This is a genomic window from Cohnella sp. GCM10012308, assembly GCF_042649185.1.
In the GTDB taxonomy this organism is placed as follows: Bacteria; Bacillota; Bacilli; order Paenibacillales; family Paenibacillaceae; genus Cohnella.
Genome location: NZ_JBHRYU010000039.1, coordinates 37,184 through 58,843, shown reverse-complemented (window position 1 = coordinate 58,843; position 21,660 = coordinate 37,184). Strand labels below are relative to the sequence as shown.

17 protein-coding genes and 1 pseudogene are annotated in these 21,660 nt (G+C 53.8%); 8 read left to right on the top strand and 10 right to left on the bottom strand.

Features of this window, described 5'->3' with window-relative positions:
* Window positions 1–5: 5 nt before the first annotated feature.
* From ACFOTD_RS29635 to ACFOTD_RS29615, 5 genes are all read left to right on the top strand, one after another.
* Window positions 6–1,319 (top strand): carbohydrate ABC transporter permease, encoded by a 1,314-nt coding sequence (locus tag ACFOTD_RS29635; RefSeq protein WP_378123567.1) that lies wholly within the window; start codon window positions 6–8, stop codon window positions 1,317–1,319.
* A 36-nt stretch (window positions 1,320–1,355) separates the two neighbouring features.
* Window positions 1,356–4,019 carry a family 78 glycoside hydrolase catalytic domain gene (locus ACFOTD_RS29630; protein WP_483862641.1) on the top strand — a complete coding sequence of 888 codons (2,664 nt, stop codon included), beginning with the start codon at window positions 1,356–1,358 and terminating at the stop codon, window positions 4,017–4,019.
* A gap of 83 nt (window positions 4,020–4,102) precedes the next feature.
* Window positions 4,103–5,995: a GH39 family glycosyl hydrolase gene (locus tag ACFOTD_RS29625; RefSeq protein ID WP_378123565.1), complete on the top strand. Its 1,893-nt coding sequence runs from the start codon at window positions 4,103–4,105 to the stop codon at window positions 5,993–5,995.
* 958 nt (window positions 5,996–6,953) lie between these two features.
* Window positions 6,954–7,328, top strand: a complete 375-nt coding sequence (locus ACFOTD_RS29620; protein ID WP_378123564.1) for a hypothetical protein — start codon at window positions 6,954–6,956, stop codon at window positions 7,326–7,328.
* A gap of 768 nt (window positions 7,329–8,096) precedes the next feature.
* Entirely contained in the window at window positions 8,097–9,134 is a 1,038-nt protein-coding gene (locus ACFOTD_RS29615; protein WP_378123563.1) for a BclA C-terminal domain-containing protein, read from the top strand.
* Window positions 9,135–9,146: 12 nt separating this feature from the next.
* Here ACFOTD_RS29615 and ACFOTD_RS29610 read toward each other — a convergent pair whose 3' ends face one another.
* Window positions 9,147–9,533, bottom strand: a complete 387-nt coding sequence (locus tag ACFOTD_RS29610; RefSeq protein ID WP_378123587.1) for an S-Ena type endospore appendage — start codon at window positions 9,531–9,533, stop codon at window positions 9,147–9,149.
* A gap of 259 nt (window positions 9,534–9,792) precedes the next feature.
* On the opposite strand from ACFOTD_RS29610, the gene ACFOTD_RS29605 reads away from it, so the two are divergent.
* Window positions 9,793–10,206, top strand: coding sequence for a DUF3992 domain-containing protein (locus ACFOTD_RS29605; protein WP_378123562.1), 414 nt, complete (start codon window positions 9,793–9,795; stop codon window positions 10,204–10,206).
* 251 nt (window positions 10,207–10,457) lie between these two features.
* Window positions 10,458–11,819 carry an MATE family efflux transporter gene (locus ACFOTD_RS29600; protein ID WP_378123561.1) on the top strand — a complete coding sequence of 454 codons (1,362 nt, stop codon included), beginning with the start codon at window positions 10,458–10,460 and terminating at the stop codon, window positions 11,817–11,819.
* A 103-nt stretch (window positions 11,820–11,922) separates the two neighbouring features.
* On the opposite strand, the gene ACFOTD_RS29595 is transcribed toward ACFOTD_RS29600, so the two are convergent.
* A complete protein-coding gene (locus ACFOTD_RS29595; RefSeq protein ID WP_378123560.1) occupies window positions 11,923–12,366 on the bottom strand; it encodes a cell wall hydrolase in 444 nt (147 codons plus the stop codon).
* A 212-nt stretch (window positions 12,367–12,578) separates the two neighbouring features.
* Here ACFOTD_RS29595 and ACFOTD_RS29590 point away from each other — a divergent pair, with 212 nt between their 5' ends.
* Window positions 12,579–13,682: a GerAB/ArcD/ProY family transporter gene (locus tag ACFOTD_RS29590; protein WP_378123559.1), complete on the top strand. Its 1,104-nt coding sequence runs from the start codon at window positions 12,579–12,581 to the stop codon at window positions 13,680–13,682.
* Here the strand turns inward: ACFOTD_RS29590 and ACFOTD_RS29585 are convergent.
* From ACFOTD_RS29585 to ACFOTD_RS29550, 8 genes and pseudogenes are all read right to left on the bottom strand, one after another.
* Window positions 13,671–13,898, bottom strand: coding sequence for a hypothetical protein (locus ACFOTD_RS29585; protein ID WP_378123558.1), 228 nt, complete (start codon window positions 13,896–13,898; stop codon window positions 13,671–13,673). The genes ACFOTD_RS29590 and ACFOTD_RS29585 overlap by 12 nt on opposite strands.
* Entirely contained in the window at window positions 13,895–15,064 is a 1,170-nt protein-coding gene (locus ACFOTD_RS29580) for a Ger(x)C family spore germination protein (protein WP_378123557.1), read from the bottom strand. The genes ACFOTD_RS29585 and ACFOTD_RS29580 overlap by 4 nt, the downstream gene beginning before the upstream one ends.
* Window positions 15,061–16,361, bottom strand: a pseudogene (locus tag ACFOTD_RS29575) (spore germination protein). Before ACFOTD_RS29575 ends, ACFOTD_RS29580 begins: the two are co-directional and overlap by 4 nt.
* Window positions 16,362–16,667: 306 nt before the next feature.
* Window positions 16,668–17,654, bottom strand: coding sequence for an aldo/keto reductase (locus tag ACFOTD_RS29570; RefSeq protein WP_378123556.1), 987 nt, complete (start codon window positions 17,652–17,654; stop codon window positions 16,668–16,670).
* 105 nt (window positions 17,655–17,759) lie between these two features.
* Window positions 17,760–18,851 carry an LLM class flavin-dependent oxidoreductase gene (locus ACFOTD_RS29565; protein WP_378123555.1) on the bottom strand — a complete coding sequence of 364 codons (1,092 nt, stop codon included), beginning with the start codon at window positions 18,849–18,851 and terminating at the stop codon, window positions 17,760–17,762.
* Between the two features lie 20 nt (window positions 18,852–18,871).
* Window positions 18,872–19,978, bottom strand: a complete 1,107-nt coding sequence (gene ribD, locus ACFOTD_RS29560) for a bifunctional diaminohydroxyphosphoribosylaminopyrimidine deaminase/5-amino-6-(5-phosphoribosylamino)uracil reductase RibD (protein ID WP_378123586.1) — start codon at window positions 19,976–19,978, stop codon at window positions 18,872–18,874.
* Complete coding sequence (locus ACFOTD_RS29555) at window positions 19,971–20,732, bottom strand: GTP cyclohydrolase II (RefSeq protein ID WP_378123554.1); 762 nt, start codon at window positions 20,730–20,732, stop codon at window positions 19,971–19,973. The genes ribD and ACFOTD_RS29555 overlap by 8 nt, the downstream gene beginning before the upstream one ends.
* Before the next feature lie 114 nt (window positions 20,733–20,846).
* Window positions 20,847–21,617, bottom strand: a complete 771-nt coding sequence (locus ACFOTD_RS29550) for a DODA-type extradiol aromatic ring-opening family dioxygenase (RefSeq protein WP_378123585.1) — start codon at window positions 21,615–21,617, stop codon at window positions 20,847–20,849.
* Between the last annotated feature and the right edge of the window lie 43 nt (window positions 21,618–21,660).

The window sequence follows — 21,660 nt, the reverse complement described above, 5'->3', positions numbered from 1 at the left end:
GCGATATGAAACGAACGCGCATGGCCGAAAGAGGACAGCGGTCTCTTACTTTTACGGCTTACGCGGTGACGATTCTCTTTACGGTTTTTTCCCTGATCCCCGTGCTATGGATGGTTTCTTCGGCGTTTAAATCGGATAAGGACATTGACGCCTATCCGCCCAAGTGGATCCCTCAGATTCCCCAATCGATTCGGGTCACGCTCGATTATTCGGGACTTGGACCGATGGAGCGGGCGGATTACGAGAAAGATGCCATGGAGGCGATTTGGTTCCCTTGGATGAAGAATATCCGGGAGAATATCGGCGAAGTCAGAATTACCGGCATTCGGGACGGGAAGAAGATATTTCAAGCCTTTACGGAGTCGTCTTCGTTCCGGGCCGGACAGCCCTCGATCGTTCCATCCACGTTGTTTACCAGCCAGTTGATGGATCGCAAGCTTCCGATCATTCGCGAGAAAAAGCTGTCCAAGTTTACTTGGTACGGGGACGGAGGAAGCGACATTTCGGATGGGAAAGGCGTGGCGAAGAGCGAGCTCTCGTCGCGGTTCGCGGATTTTTACGGCGCTTCGGAGATCATCCAGGGAAAAGTTGCGACGATTGAGGAGAAACAAGCATGGACGCGCATGTTCGACAGCTTTATATCGATGAACAAGATCGCGATGAATGCGGCCGGTCCGCTTGGATTCACGAAATATTTCATCAACAGCGCGATCGTGACGCTGTCCTCGGTGGCGATACAACTGCTTCTCGGGGGATTGGCCGGTTATACGCTGGCTCATCTGATATCGAACAAAAAGTGGCAGTTCTTTTGGATCATGTTTTTCCTGGCGACGATTATGATACCGGATATCTCGCTGCTATTACCGCTGTATTTGCTCATGAAGGATTTGCATCTGGTCAATTCGTTATGGGCGATCATTCTGCCTCATTCCGCCTGGGGCATTATTATCTTCCTGTTCAAAGGCTTCTTCGACCAAATCTCGAAGGAGCTACTGCAAGCGGCCAGGGTCGACGGAGCCTCCGAATTTCGCACGTTCCTGCAGATCGTCGTTCCGCTATCCGTGCCGATCTTCGCTGCCGTCAGCGTGTTGACGTTCATCCCCGTTTGGAACGAATTCGTCTGGCCCCTTGTCGTGAACAACCTGCCTCAATACTGGACGTTTACCGTCGCGCTGAACGATCTGCAGAATCAGAGCAACGCCCAACAGAATATGATTATGGCCAGCTCGTTTATTTCGATGATTCCTTTGCTCGTGATTTTTGTCTTCGCCCAGAAGTATATCGAGAAAGGCGTGGCGTTCTCGGGCGTCAAAGGATAGCAGGAAAGATCGGATGATCATTGCGAGGAGGAGGCGATTAAAATTCTTTCGGTCCAACTGCTTTGCGAATACTTGCCGAACCCCGTAGCGATTCAAAAGGAAGCACCTTGCTTCAGCTGGCAATTAAGCGCCGAAGGGCGCAATCGGTCGCAAACTGCGTACCGGGTTACGGTTGCCGACGATCCGGGGAAGCTTAACGCGGAGCGCGATTTGCACTGGGATTCTGGCAAAGTCATTTCGAAGAACAGTTTTCACGTCGTATACGAGGGAGCTCGGTTGGAGAGCGACACCCGATATTACTGGCGCATCGTCGCTTGGGACGAAACGGATCGCGAGGGGGAGCCCAGCGAAACGGCCTCCTTCCATACCGGGCTTCTGCATAAAGAGGATTGGTCCGGACAATGGATCGGCGCACCGGATATCGCGGGCTCTCCGCTATTCCGCGGAACGTTCCCGGTCGGCAAGCCGTGCGAGCGCGCCGTCGTTTACTTCGCTTGCCTGGGATACGGGGAGCTTTACTTGGACGGCAGCAAAGTCGGCGATCATGTTCTCGATCCCAACTGGAGCGACTACGACGATCGAACGATCGAGGGATTGCTTTATCCTTATAACGATAATGGAAATAAATCGGTCTATTACGTTGCCTGCGACATCACTGCCTTTTTGACCGTAGGAAAACATAGTTTCGGCACGATGTTAGGCAACGGATTTTACAATCAAACCGCGCGTACGGTCGAAGGCCGAATGTCTTACGGGAATCCCCGTTTCCTGCTCCAATTGAATATTAAATACGCGGATGGCAGCGCGGAGCGCATCGTAAGCGACGGCAGCTGGCGCTGCGAGTGCGGGCCGATCCTGTTCGATAACGTTTTTGTGGGCGAGGTATATGACGCCAGGCGCGAGATCGAAGGATGGAGCGAATCGGACTTCGACGAATCGGATTGGCAACCGGTCCGAATCATGACGGCGCCTAGCGGTGCGTTAAGGGCGCAGCAGTCTCCGGCGGATAAAGTCATGGGCACGATTCGGCCGATAAGCCGAACGCAGCTTGAAGACGGGTGTTACGTTTACGACATGGGTCAAAACTTCTCGGGATGGGTCAGATTGCGGGTGAGAGCGTCGACAAGCGGCTCACGCTTTACCCTCAGGTATGCGGAAGAGTTAAACCCGGACGGCACGCTCGACTTTACAAGCACGGGCGGAACGGACCAAATTCAGCATGACGTCTATATTTCCAGAGGAGACAAAATTGAAGAATACGAGCCAAGATTCGCATGGCACGGTTTTCGTTACGTTGAAATATCGGGGGTTCCCGGCGAGCCGGCGGATGACGCCGCAATCGGAGTTATCGTCCACGCTTCGGTGGATTCCGTCGGTTCATTCGAATGCTCGGACGAGACGCTTAACCGCATTCAGCGCATGTACCGTTGGTCCCAACTGAGCAACCTGCACGGCGGCGTTCCGAGCGATTGCCCGCATCGCGAGAGATTAGGATACACCGGAGACGGCCACATTACGGCCAAAGCCGCCATCTATAACTTCGGAATGGCCTCCTTTTATCGGAAATGGGTTCAAGACATCGGCGACGCGCAGAACGTTCAGACCGGCTTCGTTCCCCATACCGCTCCCTTTAACGGAGGCGGAGGCGGACCGGGTTGGGGAAGCGCCTATGTCATCGTGCCTTGGCTCGTATACCGGGCTTACGGCGATTTGAGCCTGCTTCGAGATCACTATGAGGGCATGAAGAGATGGGTCGACTATTTGAAAGGCTGCACGGATGACGGATGCATCGTCGAGCGAGAGGAGCCGGGGAGCTGGTGCCTGGGCGATTGGTGCATCCCGGGTTCCATCGAACTGCCCGAACGAGTCGTAAACACTTATTTTCACGCTTACGTTACGAAATTGCTCGGACGCATAGCGCAGGTGCTGGGCAGAGGAGACGATAAGCGACGCTATGAGGTACGATACACCGACATTTGCTTGGCGTTTAATGAGCGATTTCTGGACCCGGAGCGGAATCGCTATTCGATCGGCAGGCAGGGAGCGGATATTTTCGCATACGCACTCGGCTGCGTTCCGCCCGAACGGGAACCGGCCATCCGAACCCGGCTGCTGATGCAATACTCGGAGGCGCTCGGGGGCAGCTTGGATACCGGCATTTTCGGAACTGGTCTGCTATTCGACACGCTGGCCGATTGGGGCGAGACGGATACCGCGATCGCATTGGCCGTCAGAGACGCTTATCCCGGCTACGGCTGCATGATCAAGAACGGCGCAACGACCCTCTGGGAGAGATGGGACGGGCTGGAATCCCGTAACCATCCAATGTTCGGGAGCATTAGCGCCTGGATGTTCGAGCATTTGGCAGGCTTGCGCATGTGCGACGAATCCGTCGCTTTCGCGCAAATGGTCGTGAAGCCGCCGGTTACTTCGAAGCTCGCTTACGCCAAGGCGGAGATCGCGACGATCAGAGGAACGTATGCGGCCGGTTGGAAGCGAGACGGAGATTTATTGGTGCTGGAAGCCGCCGTGCCGGTAAACGGGTCGATCGTAATTGAGCTGCCGGATCGCTTGCGGAAGCCGATCTCGATCTTCGAAAGCGGGCAGCCCCTGTTCGAAGGCGTCGATTACGAAACGGAGGACAACCGTATCGTTCTGGGGTCCGGCAATTATCGAGCGAGCTGGTCAGCTAGTCAGTAAGCCAATTATAGGAAAGGAGGTGACGATAATCGAGCAAGCCGCCATGTCTTGAAAGCGCTTTTAAAAACAAAGGAGTGATTTCAATGAATCAGGCTCAAGGGAAGATCATGGGGTTCAAGGATGGGAGTTGGAATAAGCGGATCTCGCTGGCTCTAATTGCGATTTTGGCCATGACGATTCTCTTATCCTTTCCGCAAGTCGGCTTCGCGGCAACGTCCGCGACGATTCAATTCAATCAGAACCTGGGCCAACGCAGCCCGAACGTCTTCGGAGGCGCGATCAACCAGCTGGACGGCGCATCCGACGTGGATTCCCTGCGCTCGGTAGGCATTAGCTTCGCCCGCCGCGACGTCTATTTATCCCAAATCCTGCCGAATACGACCGTTGCGCAATACTTGGCAGACATGTCCGTCTCGGGCGGCGTGGACGACCCGAATAATTGGGATTGGAGCCAGTACGGGTGGGTGGACACCTATCATAACAAAGGGCTCAAGACCATGATCATCTTGTCCTATAACGTGGGTTGGTTGTCTTCTAACAACGCGAATAACGGCGTTCCGAAGAACTGGACCGTCTACGAGGACATCATTAAGAAAATCACGCAGCGATTCCAAGGGAAGATCGATTTCATCGAGGTTTGGAACGAGCCGGATCTTGCCCAATTTCTCGACATTTCGAATAGCGGTTACGCCAACAGCTTGGCGGCTTACAAGGCGATCTATACGCATGCGGCCAACGCGATCCGCAGCGTCAACGCCACGATCCCGATCGGAGGGCCCTCGTTGTCGACGACGGACACGAGCTGGGCGAATGCCTTGCTTCAGGACGCGAACATTAAGCCGAACGTAAACTTTCTGTCCTATCACCATTATCAGATGGTCCCTAACGGCGAGCCGAACATTCAGGCTTTAAGGAACGTAGCCTCTTCGAACGGCGTCTCCAATATGCCGATTTATATCACCGAATGGAATTGGGATTGGCAATATATCGGTTCTTCGATGAATAACGATTCCACGCACGCCATTCCTTACGTCGCCCAAAGATTGAACGATATGATATGGAACAACGTCGCGGGAACCGGCTACTTCGCCTTTAACAAGCAAACGACGCATCCGGATTTCTATTCGATCTATTCGAACGGAAGCCTGACGCCGAAGATGAACACCTATCGCGTATTGGCCAAACAATTGGGACTCGGGGCCGGAGCTTTCACCTTGAGAGGCAGCTCTTGGGTCAACGGAGCAGCGTCGATCGTGGCGGGCGGCGCGACCAACTCGAGCGGGAATCCGGTCGCTTGGGTCGTCAATACGTCCACCTCGGTCGGGGATAACCTGAACTTTAATTTCAACGGATTAAAAGCGAACACGTCATATGTGGCCGCGGCTTACGAGGCGAGCTTGTGGCAGAACGGAACGGCGGTAAGCTTCACGACCTCGTTCACGACGAACGCGAGCGGGAACGCGACCCTCTCCTTCTGGACGCCGTACGAATCGGTTATCGGCATTAAACTGACTGAGCAACCCCCCAGCCCCGGCGTAGTGTCTAACGGAAGCTTTGAATCGCCGACCACCTCGAACTTCGCTTACAGGCCTTTAGGCGCAACTTGGACGTTTACGGGCGATGCGGGCATTCAGCGCAACGGCGGCGACTTCGGAGCTTCGGCAACTCCGCTGGGGGTTCAGACCGCTTTCGTACAGAATAGCGGAACGATGTCCCAACTCGTCAGTTTGACGGCGGGTACGTACAAGGTCAGCTTTAAGGCGGCTAAACGAATGAGTTACGGCGGTACGCAAACCTTCAATGTCATGTTCGATTCGACCTTGATCGGCACTTATACGCCTTCGACGGGTACCTTCGCGGCCCTTACGACGAGCAATTTTACGGCAACGGCAGGCACCCATACGATTAGCTTCGTCGGTACGACAACTGGAGACAACACCGATTTCATCGACGACGTCGTGCTTACAGCCGTGTAAAAAAGAAGCTGTCTCTCCAATGGGAAAATAGATCTCCAGATCGAAGAGAGAACGTACAACTAAGTTTGGCAACCTGAGGACATGCAGGTATAGAAGGGGAGAGTTTTTGCTCCTTCTGTTCCTGTACGTGCTGTTGCACGTTTGTCCCATTGCACGGACAAACCGGAACGGTAGTGAGCCAACCTAATTCGGGCTCTTTGAGCATCTATAAACAAAACATGCATTCTTAAAATTCGATTCTTCGAATCGCTACCTGACCTACAACGATGGAACGCGGATGGCGATTGTCTTTTCGGGAGAGATGGTCTGCTTCTAGTGATTCGAGATGGTCATCGCAGTATAAGGTAATGGTGGATATGGTGGATTGTAAGTAGCCAAAAACATATATCTTAATTAAACCGCGCGTATCGCGGTTTTTTATTTTAACCGTACAATTTCTTTTCTTTTCCAAAAGACAAGAAGTTGTACGGTCTTCCGGAGAGGGACATGATCATGTTGTGTTGCCACAACTAACAAAGGATATTAATTGACATACCTATATTCAGTTTACAGAATATCTTGATGTTCCGATAACCGGTTAATTATATGCCACTTGGTCTAAGAGCAAACCCAAAAATAATGAAGCACAACCTCTAACTTCACCGACTGCGGGTTTAACGGGTTCCATGTCTAAAGTGTCCCAGTGATTTGTAAAGCCTCGTTAAGCGATCGGGCAGGATTGCGTAGCAAATTCGCGAATACTCATTCTAAAGTTTTGTTTTGCGAAAGGGGCAAATCATATGGAGAGAGCCTCTATTATTTCAATTCATACAATTAATCTTGGAGAGAATCCAGAATATATAGCAATAAATGGAAGGGCGCTTAATCCAACTTTGATCAAGCTAACTGAGGACGATAGTTCAGCAGTTCACAATCTTCAGTTGCTGTCTTACATGAATGGTTGTTTGGAGGAATTCATTTGAATTTTATTACAAGGCAAGCTATTGAAAGCCTAAATGAAAAGCTGCGGCTACCTAAAGTAGATCAGAATTCACAGGACTGGGAATATGAAGTTGCCGATTCAAATAGAGTGAACGAATTTATCTCATTTTATGAAACGGCTGTGCTAGATCAAGATGAGAAATTCGCTCTGATGAATTTGATTATCTCATCTTTTGATGACGCCCTTAGAGAAGCTAAAGACCATGATGGAACTTGGGATAGAATAAAAAACCACTTAGCTCGTGATTTGGTTTTGCACAGAAATACGATTTTGTATTGGTCTTTAGAGGAAGAAGAACCCGAAAACTGTTTTTATATTACACCATATATGAGACAGATTAATTTGGATTGAGCGTTGGCAAGACTATATAGCGATTCAATAATACATATGTACAAAATACGGGTTTTGTGAAAAAGAATTATGTTCTTGTTCTTTAAATTTAGTTTTAATTAGAATTTTTAGTTCTTTGATTTAGTTCTTTGATTTAGTTCTTTGATTTAGTTCTTTGATTTAGTTCTTTGATTTAGTTCTTTGATTTAGTTCTTTGATTTTTCCAAATAATAATGTGTGTGGCCGCCGGCATTTTGTATCGTGCCGAATTACTTCGTAGCCTTGTTCCTTATAAAAATCGATCGGTCCAGCTTTATAAAATCACATTTTTTATCTTTTGCCAATTGTTCGGCTGCCAAAAGAAGTTTCTTTCCATAACCGATTTTCGATAAGGCTCATCCACGATCAAAATGTGTATTTCCATCCATTTTCAGAAAATTTCATCTACAAGCCCGCCATGAACATCCCCATTAATTGTTTTCATTAGTGATTTGCAATTCAATTAGAAATCGAAACGATCCACCGAATCACGGCATATTCTTATTTTGGCCGCCCCCCCCTATTTGTTTGCCGTCCCTAGTGCTCCTTTGTTCGGATCATGGGCTTTAATATAGGCTTCAAAATACGCGAATTCCCATGTGCAATCGCATGTCCCTAATCACCCTGTCCTGCATCCTATAAGTGTATAAGTATTCTGAGGATGCTGGACCGGCGGTTGATCGTACGATTGTACATTCGCGACAGTTGATCGGCTGTCATCGCCCTATATTGACGAAGGGGATGATATGGATGACACGCAGAATATATGTAAGCGAATCACACTTTGCTTGTTGTCACCATGAGGGGGTTACGGGAGCGACTGGAACGACTGGTGCGACTGGAGAAACGGGAGCGACCGGGGCGACGGGCTCAACCGGCCCTACTGGCGAAACCGGCGTAACGGGTGTAACGGGTGCGACTGGATCAACAGGAGTCACTGGCGCGACGGGCTCAACCGGCGTCACTGGTGCGACGGGTTCTACTGGCTCGAGTGGCGGTACCGGTGTCACTGGAGCGACTGGTTCTACCGGTCCGACTGGCGAAACCGGCGTAACGGGAGTGACTGGCAACACAGGTGCCACAGGCGCTTCTGGCGGTACAGGAGTAACTGGCACGACCGGCTCTACCGGCTCTACCGGCTCCACTGGCTCCACTGGCGCTACTGGCTCTACCGGCGTATCGGGAGCTAATGGAACCACTGGTGCGACTGGCGGTACAGGAGCGACTGGTAGCACTGGTGCGACTGGCTCTACCGGCTCTACTGGCGCAACCGGCGCAACGGGAGCCACCGGCTTGACAGGTGCAACTGGTGTAACCGGCGCCACTGGCGTCACCGGTGCGACCGGAATAACGGGGACCACCGGCGAAACCGGCACCAGCGTGACGAGCAACTATGCGTTTGCGGCCAATACGACGGGAACCGGCGTCTTAGTCTTGCTAGGCGGAACCAGTGTGCCTCTGCCAAGCTCCCAAAATATCGGCGCGGGGATTAGCATCAATGGTGCAAATACGATTTTTACAGTCGCTTCAAGCGGCACCTACTATATTTCCTATCAGATCAACCTGGCATCCGCGCTGCTGATCAGCGCCAGACTGATCATCAACGGCACAGCAAACGTAGCTTCCAATATCTCTACGGGACTATCCACTACGATGTTCAATAATGTTATCGTGGTGACGTTGACGGCGGGCTCCACGATTATTTTGCAGCTGTACGGTCTGGTCGCAACTGCGACGCTGATCTCGGGCGGAGCCGGTGCGGCTGTCACCATTATTCGCCTGGTCTAAACAACTGAGGCGTCATGCTCGGCGAAACCTGATGATATAGCAGCCCCTGCACTGCGTAGAGTCTTCTCCGCTGCATCGTATCGTTAGACTCGATATGGACGGGAGAACAAGGGAAATTTGCTGAGACTGCCCGACCAACTGCACGACTTCCTTTGTGCCCAATTTAATAATAGCTTCCATAACGCAGTTCGTATCGTTCTGAAGCTTTACTGTTGCAGATGGCTGCATTTCAATCGCTCTAAAATAGACTTGGGGCTGCGAATCGCATTTCTGAAAAATGGTACCGCAGATCTCTTCATAATAAGCGCGCCTCCCCGGATCGAAGCGGCGGCGCCTGCCTCGGCGTCGGATCGGGCGGCGGCTACGCGCTTTTTTTCGCCGAGGAGCGGCGGCTCCCACGACTACGATTGTCGTTTGTTTGTTCACTTGTATCGTATTCCTCACGCGAGTTCACCTGCCCGTCCCCGGATACCCATTTCAGGCTACTCTCCATAATACAGACAAATGACCAAAACGGACCGGGACAATAACACAAATCGGGCCTCAGCCCCCTCTCTGGCTGTATTTGGGCAGAATGACTGGTGCAATAGCTTATACAAAAACGGGATAGTCAAAGTACCTTAGAAGGGTAGCCATATACAATGGGAGGGATTGACATATGTGTCGAGGCGGTTCTTCAAGAAGCCCGATGGTCGCCGAAAGCAATTTTTCGTGCTGTACTCCGGCGACCTTTGTTCAAGACCAGGTGTGCTTCAATATTAATATTACCCCCGTAGCCACTGAGATCACGACGAACCTATATCGATTAAACGTCAACCCCCTGAGCCTCTTTGTCTCCGGGACGCTCTTGATCGGCGCAGCGCCTGCAGGCAGAACGCTGACCGTCAACTTCCTGCTTGGCGGACCTACAGGCACGATCATTGAAACGGATACCATCACGGCCGGAACGGCGCTTGCCTTCACCAAAACCGGATTTGATACGATTCAACTGGTCGTCGGCGCGGGCGCAGCCGTTACGCCGAATATCACCGGCGAGCTCTGCGTCACGCCTCGTTACCCTCTGTCTGCCTAAAAAGTGCCATAATCCACTGTCTCACGGCGCTGGTTCGCTGTGAGACAGTTTTGCAAACTCGGACAGTCACAATTAAATTCTATTATTTGTTTACATAATGAATGATATGTATTCTATCACTTCACGCGCCGTTCACAATCGGATGAAAATCCCGCTATGAAAAGATGTGAACACCCGTTTATAATAGGGCTGATATCGCCTGAATTCGACAAACGTTCAACGCGACCACCATGGGCAGGAGGCATAAGGAAGTGCAGCTGGCAAAAAGAATTTTACAACTCGCTTTACCATCCATCGCTACGTTCTCATCGATGACGTTTACGGGCTTGCTCGTTTTGATGATTGTAGGGAAGCTTGGCGCAGCCGCGATTGCGGTCGTCGGAGTAACGAATATTTTGATCTACAACATGTGGGCGTTGTGTGCAGGGATCCAGAATGCGATCAACTATCTGGTCGCCCAGAACTATGGCTCCGGCGAAATGCGCCTCGCCAACCAGCGAATGCAAATCGCGCTCGTGTTGACCGGCGTGCTTGCGGTCGTTCTACTCGCAGGCAGTCTGCTCGCGCCTGAGCTCATCCTGAGGGCAATGGGGCTTAACGACGAGATCGTCGCGCTGGGCACCGATTACGTCATGATCCGGATGTTCGCGCTCATCCTCGGCATCTTCAGCGGCGCCTTCTTCGCTTACCTTCGAGCCATCGGCGATACGAAGACGCCCATGACGATCGCGCTCATCAACAGCGGTCTGGTGGTCGTGCTGACCTACGTGCTGGCTTACGGCAAGTACGGCTTTCCCGACATGGGGCTGCAAGGCGCCGCGTGGAGCATTCTGCTTGCGGAAGTCGTTCAGCTCGGCATGTGTCTGTGGGTCTATTACGGCTACCTGAACGCCACGCTGCTGACCCGTACCCGCGAGCGTTTCGACCGGAAGCAGGTTAAACTGATGGTGTTCGAGAGCGCGAAGCTCAGCATGATGGAAATGTCCAACAGCCTAGGGATGCTTGTGTTTACGATGTGCATCTCACGCCTCGGAACCGTCGCCATCGCTGCGAACGAGATCGCCTTAAACATACTGTCTTTCGGGTTCATGCCTTCGAACGGCTTCGGGGCGGCGGCGACGATCGGCACCGGTCAAGAAATCGGGAAAGGGAGGCATGCGGAGGCCAAGCGTTTCGGAATGATGACAGTCGTGCTCGGCGTCCTGCTCATGGTGCTGATCTCCATCCTGATGTTCGTCTTCGCCCTCCCGATCGCGAAGCTGTATACGCCGGAGCGGGCGGTTTACATGGCCGTTATCCCGCTCATTCATCTGGCGGCGTTCATCCAGCTCTTCAATACGTCGGGCATCATATTCGGCGGCGGACTGCGCGGCATCGGGGATACGACGTATCTGTCGCGCGTGGCGTTTGTCCTTAACTGGATCGTATTCATCCCCGTCACGCTGCTGCTGACGGTCGTGCTGGATTACGGCCAGGTCGGCGCCTGGATCGCGCTATGCAGCAACATGGTGCTGGCTGCGCTGGCCAATGGCTTGCGGTACGTGAAGCTGGACTGGAGCAAGGCGCGCGTCAAGTCGGAAAAAGCGCCGGCGGCTTCCATGATGTCGCACTGATTAAACAAGGAGTTACAGAGATTGCACGAAAAGGGACGGTGCCGGGAGGCACCGTCCCCTTTTCGTTGGAACGTTTTATGCAGATATAGAACTTGTAGAACGTTTAGAACGTGTTGTATACATTTTCACATTCTTCTACCGTCGGTTGATAAAAACAGTGCTTCTTCCATCGTCCAACCAACGGCTGGTCATACCAGGTGTCCGGACACGGTCCGGGATTTTCGAACGATCCCGGACGGAAATACCACAGAGAAAATTCGGCAGGCCAATTCCGCTCTCCGTTTACGGCCCGTTGGGCGAGACGCCGTTCCCTGTCCCGTGCGCTCTGATAGTACATTCCATGCTGCAGCGCTTCGAACGCATGCGGCTGGTTGATCATTTGCGGGATGGTGCGGATGCCTTTAAAATCCGAGCAATTCGCCCTTATCCGGTTAATGCCGACATTGCCGACGAGGAGCATTCCCATCTCGCCCTCGGTCTCGGCTTCAGCGCGAAGCAATCTGGCCAACATATCGATATCCTGTTGTCTCGCTTTTACGACTGCCATTGGCTCACCTCTTTACATGTCTAGGCCATCATATTGAAGGCGGGGCGGAAGTGTTACTCCGGCATCGCAACTCTATGCTTTCGAAGAAGCTCCGGCGACTGCGGCCCGCTCCCCCTGTTAAACGATGACTCCTGCCTTACTTCTATTATGCGTATAATCGCCGGCCGTCTGGCGAATACTTGGAACACCTTTGCCAGGAAATGGAGAGCCGCATGCAAGCCACAGAGAAGATTAGCAGCACGCAGCTGGGCTTATTGATCTTTACCTTCATCATCTCGACGAACTTGTTGACGGTGCCTTCTTTTACCGTCATGTTTGCCATGCAGGATGCCTGGATCTCGGAGCTGATCTCCTCCGTTACCGGCTTCGTCAGCATCTGGGTCATGTGCGAGCTGGCGAGGCGGTATCCCGGTCTCACCATCGAACAATACAGCTCGCGCATTTTGGGGAAATGGCTGGGGAAGCTGGCGGCGGCTAATTACGCCTATTACTGGTTTATCTCGATCTCGACCATTACGACGCAGCACACGGGGTTCGTCAACACGCTTTTGCTCCCGGAGAGTCCCTTTCTCGTGATCAGTCTAACTTTGCTGGTCTTAAGCGGAGCTGCGGCCTATATGGGCATCGAAGTCATCGCGAGATCCAACGAGTTTCTGACCCTGCTTCTGCTTTTCTTGTTTATTCCTCTCCTGATTCTGACGGTCACGGAAGCGGATGCGCATCTGCTGAAGCCCGTTATGGAAAATGGCCTCGTACCGGTGCTCCAGGGCGCGGTCAATCCCGCCGGCGGATTCATGAACCAGGTGTTCATATTGGGGTGGCTCCTTCCTTATTTTCAATCGTCAGGCAAGGCGCGCAGAGCTTCGATTTTCGCCTTGACCGGCGTGACCTTGATGTCCGTCAGTTTGGTCTTGCTTACCCTTATGATTCTCGGTCCGTTGACGGGGAAATTGACTTATTCGTTCCTGAGCGTCGTTCAATACATCGGGATCGAAGGCTCCTTCGAGCGTCTCGAAGCGATCGCGGTCGCCACATGGGTGATCGGTTGTTTTATAAAAATAGCGGTGTCCGTGTTCATATTCAGTTTGTGCGTGAGCCGGCTTTTCGGAATAAGGGATTACCGGGACCTCGTATTTCCGCTTGCGCTTCTTTCCCTCGTCGGGTCGGTCTGGATTTTTCCGAATGCCGCCGCGTTGCTCAACTATCTCGTATTCACCTTCCCGGTGCTGGCTTTCGTCAATCAAACGGTTATCCCGTTGGCGCTTCTGACGGTGGATGCCGCAAGAAGAAAGACGGCGCCTTCTTTATTGCAATAAAAATTGCCCGATGGGCTCGAGAAGCCGCTGAACCGGCCGTATGAAGCTCGGCAGCTTCGTCTCGTCAAGCAGCAAAGCACCGATGACGAGAGATATGCCCATCGTCCCGCCATATACGGCCGCTTCCTTCCTTTTTTGTACGGCCATAAGCGACCGCATGCGAGAAATCGTCCATAATACGCCCAAAATGACATACGCAGCGCAGTACAAAATCATTCTCGAATCTCCTTCTTGTTCCATTGTAATGGCGGACCTGCCATACCGGCGCCGCCGATGGTCAGCTTCACGACGACCTTGATTTCTGCTGCGGCAAAGCTTCGTCCCCATTGCTTTTGCAGCGTTTTCCATTGCTTCGGCTTATTTTGATGGAGAAACAAACCAAAGCCTACGGGATCCGCGTCGAACTGTTTCTGGACCTTGCGCAGGACGTCCTGCACCTGTTTCTCGGCTGTTGCTTCCAGTGCGCGCTCCACGAGCGCGATGTTATTCGGCCGCGTGATATCCAGCTTGGTATTGTTTTCGAACAACATGCCCTTCCCTTGCAGCAACAGCGTGAACCGGATCCGATCCCCCTGGATGTCGGCTGTAATCTCCCGCTCGGCATGCGTCACTAATATCCCCACGTTCCCTTGCTCCTGGGGCAGCTCCGCGTTGATTCTCCCGTTCTTCATATGGTTGGTCGCCCAATTAAGGCCGTCCGTTTCATCGCCGTCCAGCAGCCCGACCATTTTCGTCTCCTTGAATACGGCGGATCCCGCGAGCTTAAATAAGCCTGTCTTGCCAGGATCCTTGTCTTCCGGCTCGACCGCGATGGCCCCCATGATCGGATCGATGCCAAGGCTCGATGCCGACATGAAGAAATCGCGCAGGTTGGCCGCGACCTCGCTTTGCTGGCCTTCCATCTCCTTGACCGCCTCCATCGGCACCTGGTCGAAGGGATATTTGGACTGCAGCACCTTCCGCGCCTCGCCGCCCTTCACGACCATGATGTAGGTTCGCAACCGTTGACGCGGGTCATGGGCGAACACGTCGAGCACGCCGTTTATTCCCTGCCTTCCCAGCGCCTTGCCGACGAAGATCACGCTGCGATGGGCGGTGAACAGCTTGCGGGAGCTTTTCTTCTGCAGCCTTTCAAAGGCTTCGTTCGCGTTTTTTCCGGTGGCCGACAGGACGAAAAACTTCTGCTGCGGGCTGCCGCCGCCACTTCCGCCTGACGAAGAAGAAGGAACCGCGATCTGCAGCGACAGCAGGTATTCCCCGTTATCGGCCAGATCGAACGCAGAGCCCGTGATGAAGGCGAGATCGTTGATCTCCGTCCGGTCCCAACAGCCGCTCAGCAGCCAGGCGGACAGAAGGAGACATGCTCGCAGCGATCGCTTCATGGACGCTTCCCCCGATATGGGCCTGGCTGCTGCCCCGCCGGCTCGCGGACCCGATTCGCCGTTCCCGATGCCTGCGGGCGCTGCCTTTTCGCCCAGATCGGCGCGCGGATCAGAATATCCTTCAAGCTCGACGGCTGTATCGGCGCGAGCGGCGACAAGTACGGCACGCCGAACGAACGCAACGAGGCCAAATGCAGCACGATGCTCAAAAAGCCGAGCACGATGCCGTACAGCCCAAGCGTGCCTGCCAGGACCAGGATCGGAAAGCGCAGCAAACGGACCCCGCTCGCAAAGCTGTAGCGAGGGATCGTAAAGGTGGCGATGCCCGTGATCGATACGATAATGACGACCGGCGCTGAAATGATGCCCGCCTGTACGGCTGCCTGGCCGATGACCAATGCGCCTGCGATGCTGATCGCTTGCCCGATTTGTTTGGGCAGCCGAATGCCGGCCTCCCGCAGCGCCTCGAATACGATCTCCATGAGCAGCGCTTCGAAAAAAGCCGGAAACGGCACAGCTTCTCTGGCGGAAGCGATGCTGAGCACCAGATTGGTCGGGATCATCTCTTGATGAAAGGTCGTGACCGCCACGTACAAGGAAGGCGCGAAGATGGCGATAAAAATAAACAGGAAACGGATCCATCGTACGAAGGTGGCGATCGGCCAGCGGACATAATAATCCTCGCTCGCCTGCAGGCCGGTCCAGAACGTCATGGGTACGATAAGCGCGAACGGCGTGTTGTCGACCAGAATCGCGATTTTCCCCTCCAGCAGCTCGGCGGCGACGACGTCGGGCCGCTCCGTGCTGTGCGTCTGCGGGAACGGGGAATACGGCAAGTCCTCGATGAACTCCTCGATATAACCGGAATCCATGACGCCGTCGATCTCGATGCGTTCCACTCTGGCGCGGTATTCGTGGAGATGTGCTCGTTAAAGCCGTCCCGCGGTCCGCGGATGACGGGCTCGGAGGACGGTTCCTCGAGGCTCCGCTGCTTTGTGCCGTCCGCCTTCACCAGCATAGCGCTACTGTCGGCATCCGTTAGCACAGCAGCTTGCCCATTTAATACTTGCCGCACGATCTCGTTGACATCGGACGACAGTCTCGCGGAGCCTGAGGTAATAAGCCGCTCCATCAGCACTTCGGCATTCGGCCGGTTGATACCTACTGCATGGACCTCATCAAGCGACAAGAGCGGTTTTAAAAGATGATCGTCAATGATCTGCTCATCCACAAGGCTTGAAATATAGACGAGCATCAGCCGTAGTTGACCGCCAATTTGAACGCTGCGAAAGACCATATCGGAGCAATCCTTAAAAATGCGCCGGAATGTCGCCTCGTTCCGTTCCAGCTGCGCGGCAAGCGCCTCGCTCCCCACGCCAGCCGCATGACTTGCCTCCAATGCGGCGGGAGAAACCGGTTTCCGTCGCATCCATTTCCTCAGTCGTTTCAAATGAGATGCCCTCCCCGGAAAAAAAACCGCGATGGCTATATTTTCCCGACCGGCGACCCAAAATATGCGACGCCTGCAAGGGTCGAGATCAAATGAAAAAACCCCTTACCGATAACGTTCGTTCTCGTTAGCGATAAGGGGATCCTATATGGGTTATCTGGAGAGCGCGCCGACGACCGGATGCGGGACGTACGGTTCCTCCAGCGATGCGATTTCCTCCGCCGTCAACCTGACGTTCAGCGCCGGTATCGCTTCTTCCAGCTGGGAAATAGACGTCACGCCGATAATAGGCGAGGTGATGACCTCTTTTTGCAGCATCCAGGCCAGTGCGACCTGTACGCGCGGAATGCCGCGCTCGGCTGCGATCGCCGCAACCCGCTGCGCGATCGGCAGGTCGGCCGTTTGCATCGCATCGTATTTGGTCCTTTGCGCCTGATCGGTTTCGGAGCGGGACGTCGTCTCGCCCGGATCGCGCAGCAGCCTGCCTGCCGCGAGCGGACTGTACGGAATCACACCGATTTTCTCTTCCTGGCAGAGCGGCAGCATCTCCCGCTCCTCCTCGCGATATTGCAGGTTGTAGTGGTTTTGCATGGAGACGAACCGCGTCCAGCCGTTCTTCCCCGCGACATGCTGCGCCTTGAGGAACTGCCAGGCGAACATCGCGGAAGCGCCTATATATCTTGCTTTGCCTGCTTTGACTACCTCATGCAAAGCTTCCATCGTCTCTTCGATCGGCGTGTCGTAGTCCCAGCGGTGAATCTGGTACAGGTCCACATAATCGGTTCCGAGCCGCTTCAAGCTCTTGTCGATCTGGCTCAAGATAGACTTGCGGGAAAGCCCGGCGCCGTTAGGTCCTTGCTCCATGCGAAAAAACACTTTTGTCGCGATGACGACTTCATCCCGGTTCGCATAGTCCTTCAAGGCCCGGCCGACGATCTCCTCGCTTGCGCCTATCGAATAAATGTTGGCCGTATCGAAAAAATTGATACCGAGATCCAGCGCTTTTTTGATGATCGGACGGCTGTTTTCCTCGTCGAGAATCCACGGATGCGTCCACTTGCTCACATCGCCGAAGCTCATGCAGCCCAGACAAAGCCTGGACACGTCCAGTCCGGTGTTCCCCAGTTTCACATATTCCATATCGATCATCCTTCCTCCATCGGGTTGTCCAAGCCTATATTTATATTAACTTAGACGGAGGATTCATCCTAATTGCATCATCCTAATTGCATCATCCTAATTGCATCATCCTAATTGCAGAACGCTTTGCGCTTGGCCCGTCGCTTTCCGTACGGCAGGCACGATCTTTGTCGCGAAAAGCTCGATACTCTCGGCCACTTTGCGGAACGGCTGTCCGCCGATGTCGATCTGGGCGAGGAATCGCCGGTGTCCGAACAACTCGTATTGACGCAGAATTTTCTCCACGATCTGCTCCGGGCTGCCCACGAATAATGCGGTCTCCGGAGCGGCCATCCGTTCAAAGTCGGGCCGGTCCATCCGAAGCGTCATCCCGCGCTGCCGGTTCACGTACGACCAGTAATTCGAATAATAAGGAAAGTATTCGTCCTTGGCCTGCTGCGTTGTTTTCGCGAAATAACCGTGTCCCGTAATTCCGATCTTGAGCCGTTCCGCATCGAATCCCGCCTGTTTGCCGGCTTCCCGGTAAGCATCCGCCAGCGGCAGAAATCGTGCCGGATCGCCGCCAAGCATCGCAATCGCCATGCCCACGCCATGTCTGCCGGCCCTGGCCGCGCTCTCAAGCGTTCCTCCCACGCCCACCCAGATCGGCAGCTGCTGCTGGAGCGGACGAGGGGCGATCTCCGCATTGCGCAGCGAGGGGCGATACTGTCCGTCCCATGTGACCTTTTCCGCTTCATTGAGCTTCAGAAACAGCTGCAGATTCTCCTCGAACAGCGCGTCGTAATCGTTGGTGTCGTACCCAAAGAGGGGAAACGATTCTACAAACGCGCCCCTGCCGGCGATTACTTCCGCGCGTCCGTCCGAGACGAGATCCAGCGTCGCAAAGTCCTCGAACAAGCGAACCGGGTCCACGGTGCTTAGGACGGTGGTCGCGCTCGTCAGTTTGATTCGTTTCGTGCGCTGGGCGATAGCGGCCAATACGACGGCCGGCGCCGAAGTGGCGTAATCGAGTCGATGATGCTCCCCGACGCCGAACAGATCCAGCCCCGCTTCGTCAGCTAGCATCGCGGCTTCTATAATCTCTTTGATCCTTTGCCTGGCGCTAATGGTCTGATTCGTAAACGGATCCGGCACGATATCCGCAAGCGTATATAATCCGATCTCCATGCCCGTCTCCGCGAGATGTTCCTCTCCCATCGTTCTCTGTCCCTCCAGATTTACTGCTCTTTATATGCGGGATAACCGGTAAATTTAAAATCGTTCCCTACCGCTTCAACGCTCATCTCGCTTACGTCTACGGCATCCATCATTTTCTCCATGCCGGTTCCTTCCAAAAAAGTGGGCGCGCCGCGGCCGCCGATCAGCTTGGGTGCCATGTAGATGACGAGTTTGTCGACGAGCCGGGCTTCGAAGAAGGAAGCGTTGATCTCGCTGCCCCCTTCGATCAACAGCGAGGAAATCGACTTCTCGCCTAAGGTTCGCACGACCTCGGAAGGATCGACCCGGCCCGCTTGCCCGGCTTGCCCGGTTAAGAACACATGGACCCCGGCCTCTTCAAGCGCCGTTTTCTTGGCACGGTCATAGGACGGCGTCGTAAAAACCCAGGTCGGCGCTTCCCCGTCCGTTACGACCTTCGCATCCAAGGGGAGCCGCAGCGTGGAATCCAGGATGACGCGAACCGGATTTCTCCCGTTCGGCAGCCTTGTCGTCAACTTGGAATCGTCCTTGATAATCGTGGTGACGCCAACGAGGATCGCGGCGTTCTGGTTGCGGAGCAGGTGGACGTCCTCGCGCGCAGCCTCCGAGGTGATCCATTTGCTGTCGGAGGCGTAGGTCGCGGTCTTCCCGTCCATCGTCACGGCGGACTTCAAAGTTACGAAGGGCGTTTTGCGAACGATAAATGTATTGAATACTTCGTTCATTTTACGTGATTCATTCTCGCAGACGCCGACGATGACCTCGATACCCGCATCCCTCAAAATAGCGACGCCTCTTCCCGATACGAGCGGATTCGGGTCAAGCGCAGCGATAACCACCCGCCGAATGCCCGCTTCGACGATCGCGACCGCGCAAGGCCCCGTCCTGCCATGATGGGAGCAGGGCTCAAGCGTGACATAGATCGTAGCTCCGCGCGTATGCTCGCCGGCCATGCGTATCGCGTGAATCTCGGCATGGGGCTCGCCGGCCTTCATATGCGCCCCGACGCCGACGATGCGGTTGTCGTTCACGATGACCGATCCGACGAGCGGGTTCGGATCCGTCTGGCCTTTCATCGCCATCGCGTTTTGCAGGGCAAGCCGCATGTAAAATTCGTGGTTAGTCATTGTTGCAGCAATGTTCGTCTTCATTTAAATGACCTGCTCGCTCGATCTTCGTTTTCAGATATTTCTCATTATATTCGGACACGTCGCCCCACAGCTGAACGCGGTCCTCCACGTCAAGGCCGGCTTGACGCAAGGCCTCCAGCTTCTTGGGATTGTTCGTGATGAGGGTGACGGGCTTATCGCGAAGCTCCTTCAACACCTTGATCGCATCGCCGTAATCGCGCGAATCGTCTACGAAGCCGAGCTGGAGATTGGCATCGACCGTGTCGTACCCGTTTTCCTGCAAAATATAAGCGAGCGCCTTGCTGAACAGGCCGATCCCGCGCCCCTCGTGGTTGGCCAAGTAAAAAATGGCGCCGCTGCCGTTGTCGGCGACATGCTTCATCGATTGCTTCAGCTGGTAGCCGCAGTCGCAGCGCTTGCTGCCGAATATATCGCCTGTATGGCAAATGGAGTGAAACCGGATGAGCGCATGCTCCGCATTCGCAAAATCGCCATGGACGAGCACGCTCGACTGCTGCAGTTCCGCCAGGTTGGCCGACGACAGCTTCGCGATGATCCGCTCGAAGTCCTCGGTCACTTCATCGCAGTTCAGCCAGCAATACCACTTGAACTCGACGGTCTCTCCAAGCAGATTGACGGGAAGCTTAATGGGGCCGACCAAATAGATGGCGCCTTTTTCGGTTTTGATTAATTTAACTTTGCCTTGCAAATGGGCGAGAACCTGAGGATCGAAATGCTGCGTAACCTGCATGTGAAGGACTCCTTTAATGGGTTTTCCGGTTAATCCTGTGTTATCTTGCGCTATTCGTGCGCGTTTTAATTGAAAGTCCGGCACCTCAAGCTGAATTCGCCGTATCTTTACGTATCAAAACTGGAAGCTGAGATTGCTCATCGAGCCATGCTTGATTGCCTCATCGTGCAATACCCGAGGCTTTTTATCCGGGCTTCCGCTTCCTAAGGCGATCAGCAAAGGTACGAAGTGCTCCGCGCGAGGCACGGCTCTCTTGGCGTGCGGGGCTATTGTTTCGTAGCCGACCAGCGACGCGATGTCCCTCGCCAGCACTTTCTCGCGAATCCAATCGATAAATTCCGCCGCCCACGCGCGCGGCGGCGACTCCGGATCCCTGTCAAACTCATATAGATTATGAGATAGAAACCCGCTGCCGATCACGAGTATGCCTTCTTGCTCAAGACCGCGCAGCGCTTCACCGATCGCGAGCTGCTCATTGGCCGTTAAAAAGGGGTTAACTGAAACGGGCACGATAGGAATATCGGCTTCCGGGTAAGCATGCCTCATAATCGGAAACACGCCATGATCGATGCCTCTATATTTTTGTTGAACGGGAATACCGTGTCTGCGCAATCGTTCTTCGACGATAGAAGCGACGATCGTCGATCCCCTTGCGGGATATTGAACTTGATAATACTCGGGCGGAAATCCGTAATAGTCATACTCCAACTCATGAACCGCGTCCGTGGCTGCGATCGTCGTGACCTCGTTTTCGAAATGCGCGGAAAAGATGACGATGGCTCTAGGACGGTGCGCTTGTCCGAAACGATTCAGAAACCGAGTGAATTCGGAGTTTTCGAAAATGGTGAAAGGCGAACCGTGCGCCAAGAATACCGGAGATAACATGTGCCAGCCCCCTTCGGCTTTCATTACATTGTAAAATGCATTG

Excerpts from the sequence above, each read along its gene's own strand:
- ACFOTD_RS29635 (WP_378123567.1), top strand. The coding sequence starts at position 6 with ATGAAACGAACGCGCATGGCCGAAAGAGGACAGCGGTCTCTTACTTTT.
- ACFOTD_RS29565 (WP_378123555.1), bottom strand. The coding sequence starts at position 18,851 with ATGGGAGAGGAACATCTCGCGGAGACGGGCATGGAGATCGGATTATAT.
- ACFOTD_RS29615 (WP_378123563.1), top strand. The coding sequence starts at position 8,097 with ATGACACGCAGAATATATGTAAGCGAATCACACTTTGCTTGTTGTCAC.
- ACFOTD_RS29605 (WP_378123562.1), top strand. The coding sequence starts at position 9,793 with ATGTGTCGAGGCGGTTCTTCAAGAAGCCCGATGGTCGCCGAAAGCAAT.
- ACFOTD_RS29585 (WP_378123558.1), bottom strand. The coding sequence starts at position 13,898 with ATGATTTTGTACTGCGCTGCGTATGTCATTTTGGGCGTATTATGGACG.
- ACFOTD_RS29595 (WP_378123560.1), bottom strand. The coding sequence starts at position 12,366 with ATGGCAGTCGTAAAAGCGAGACAACAGGATATCGATATGTTGGCCAGA.
- ACFOTD_RS29550 (WP_378123585.1), bottom strand. The coding sequence starts at position 21,617 with ATGTTATCTCCGGTATTCTTGGCGCACGGTTCGCCTTTCACCATTTTC.
- ACFOTD_RS29625 (WP_378123565.1), top strand. The coding sequence starts at position 4,103 with ATGAATCAGGCTCAAGGGAAGATCATGGGGTTCAAGGATGGGAGTTGG.
- ribD (WP_378123586.1), bottom strand. The coding sequence starts at position 19,978 with ATGACTAACCACGAATTTTACATGCGGCTTGCCCTGCAAAACGCGATG.
- ACFOTD_RS29590 (WP_378123559.1), top strand. The coding sequence starts at position 12,579 with ATGCAAGCCACAGAGAAGATTAGCAGCACGCAGCTGGGCTTATTGATC.
- ACFOTD_RS29570 (WP_378123556.1), bottom strand. The coding sequence starts at position 17,654 with ATGGAATATGTGAAACTGGGGAACACCGGACTGGACGTGTCCAGGCTT.
- ACFOTD_RS29555 (WP_378123554.1), bottom strand. The coding sequence starts at position 20,732 with ATGCAGGTTACGCAGCATTTCGATCCTCAGGTTCTCGCCCATTTGCAA.
- ACFOTD_RS29580 (WP_378123557.1), bottom strand. The coding sequence starts at position 15,064 with ATGAAGCGATCGCTGCGAGCATGTCTCCTTCTGTCCGCCTGGCTGCTG.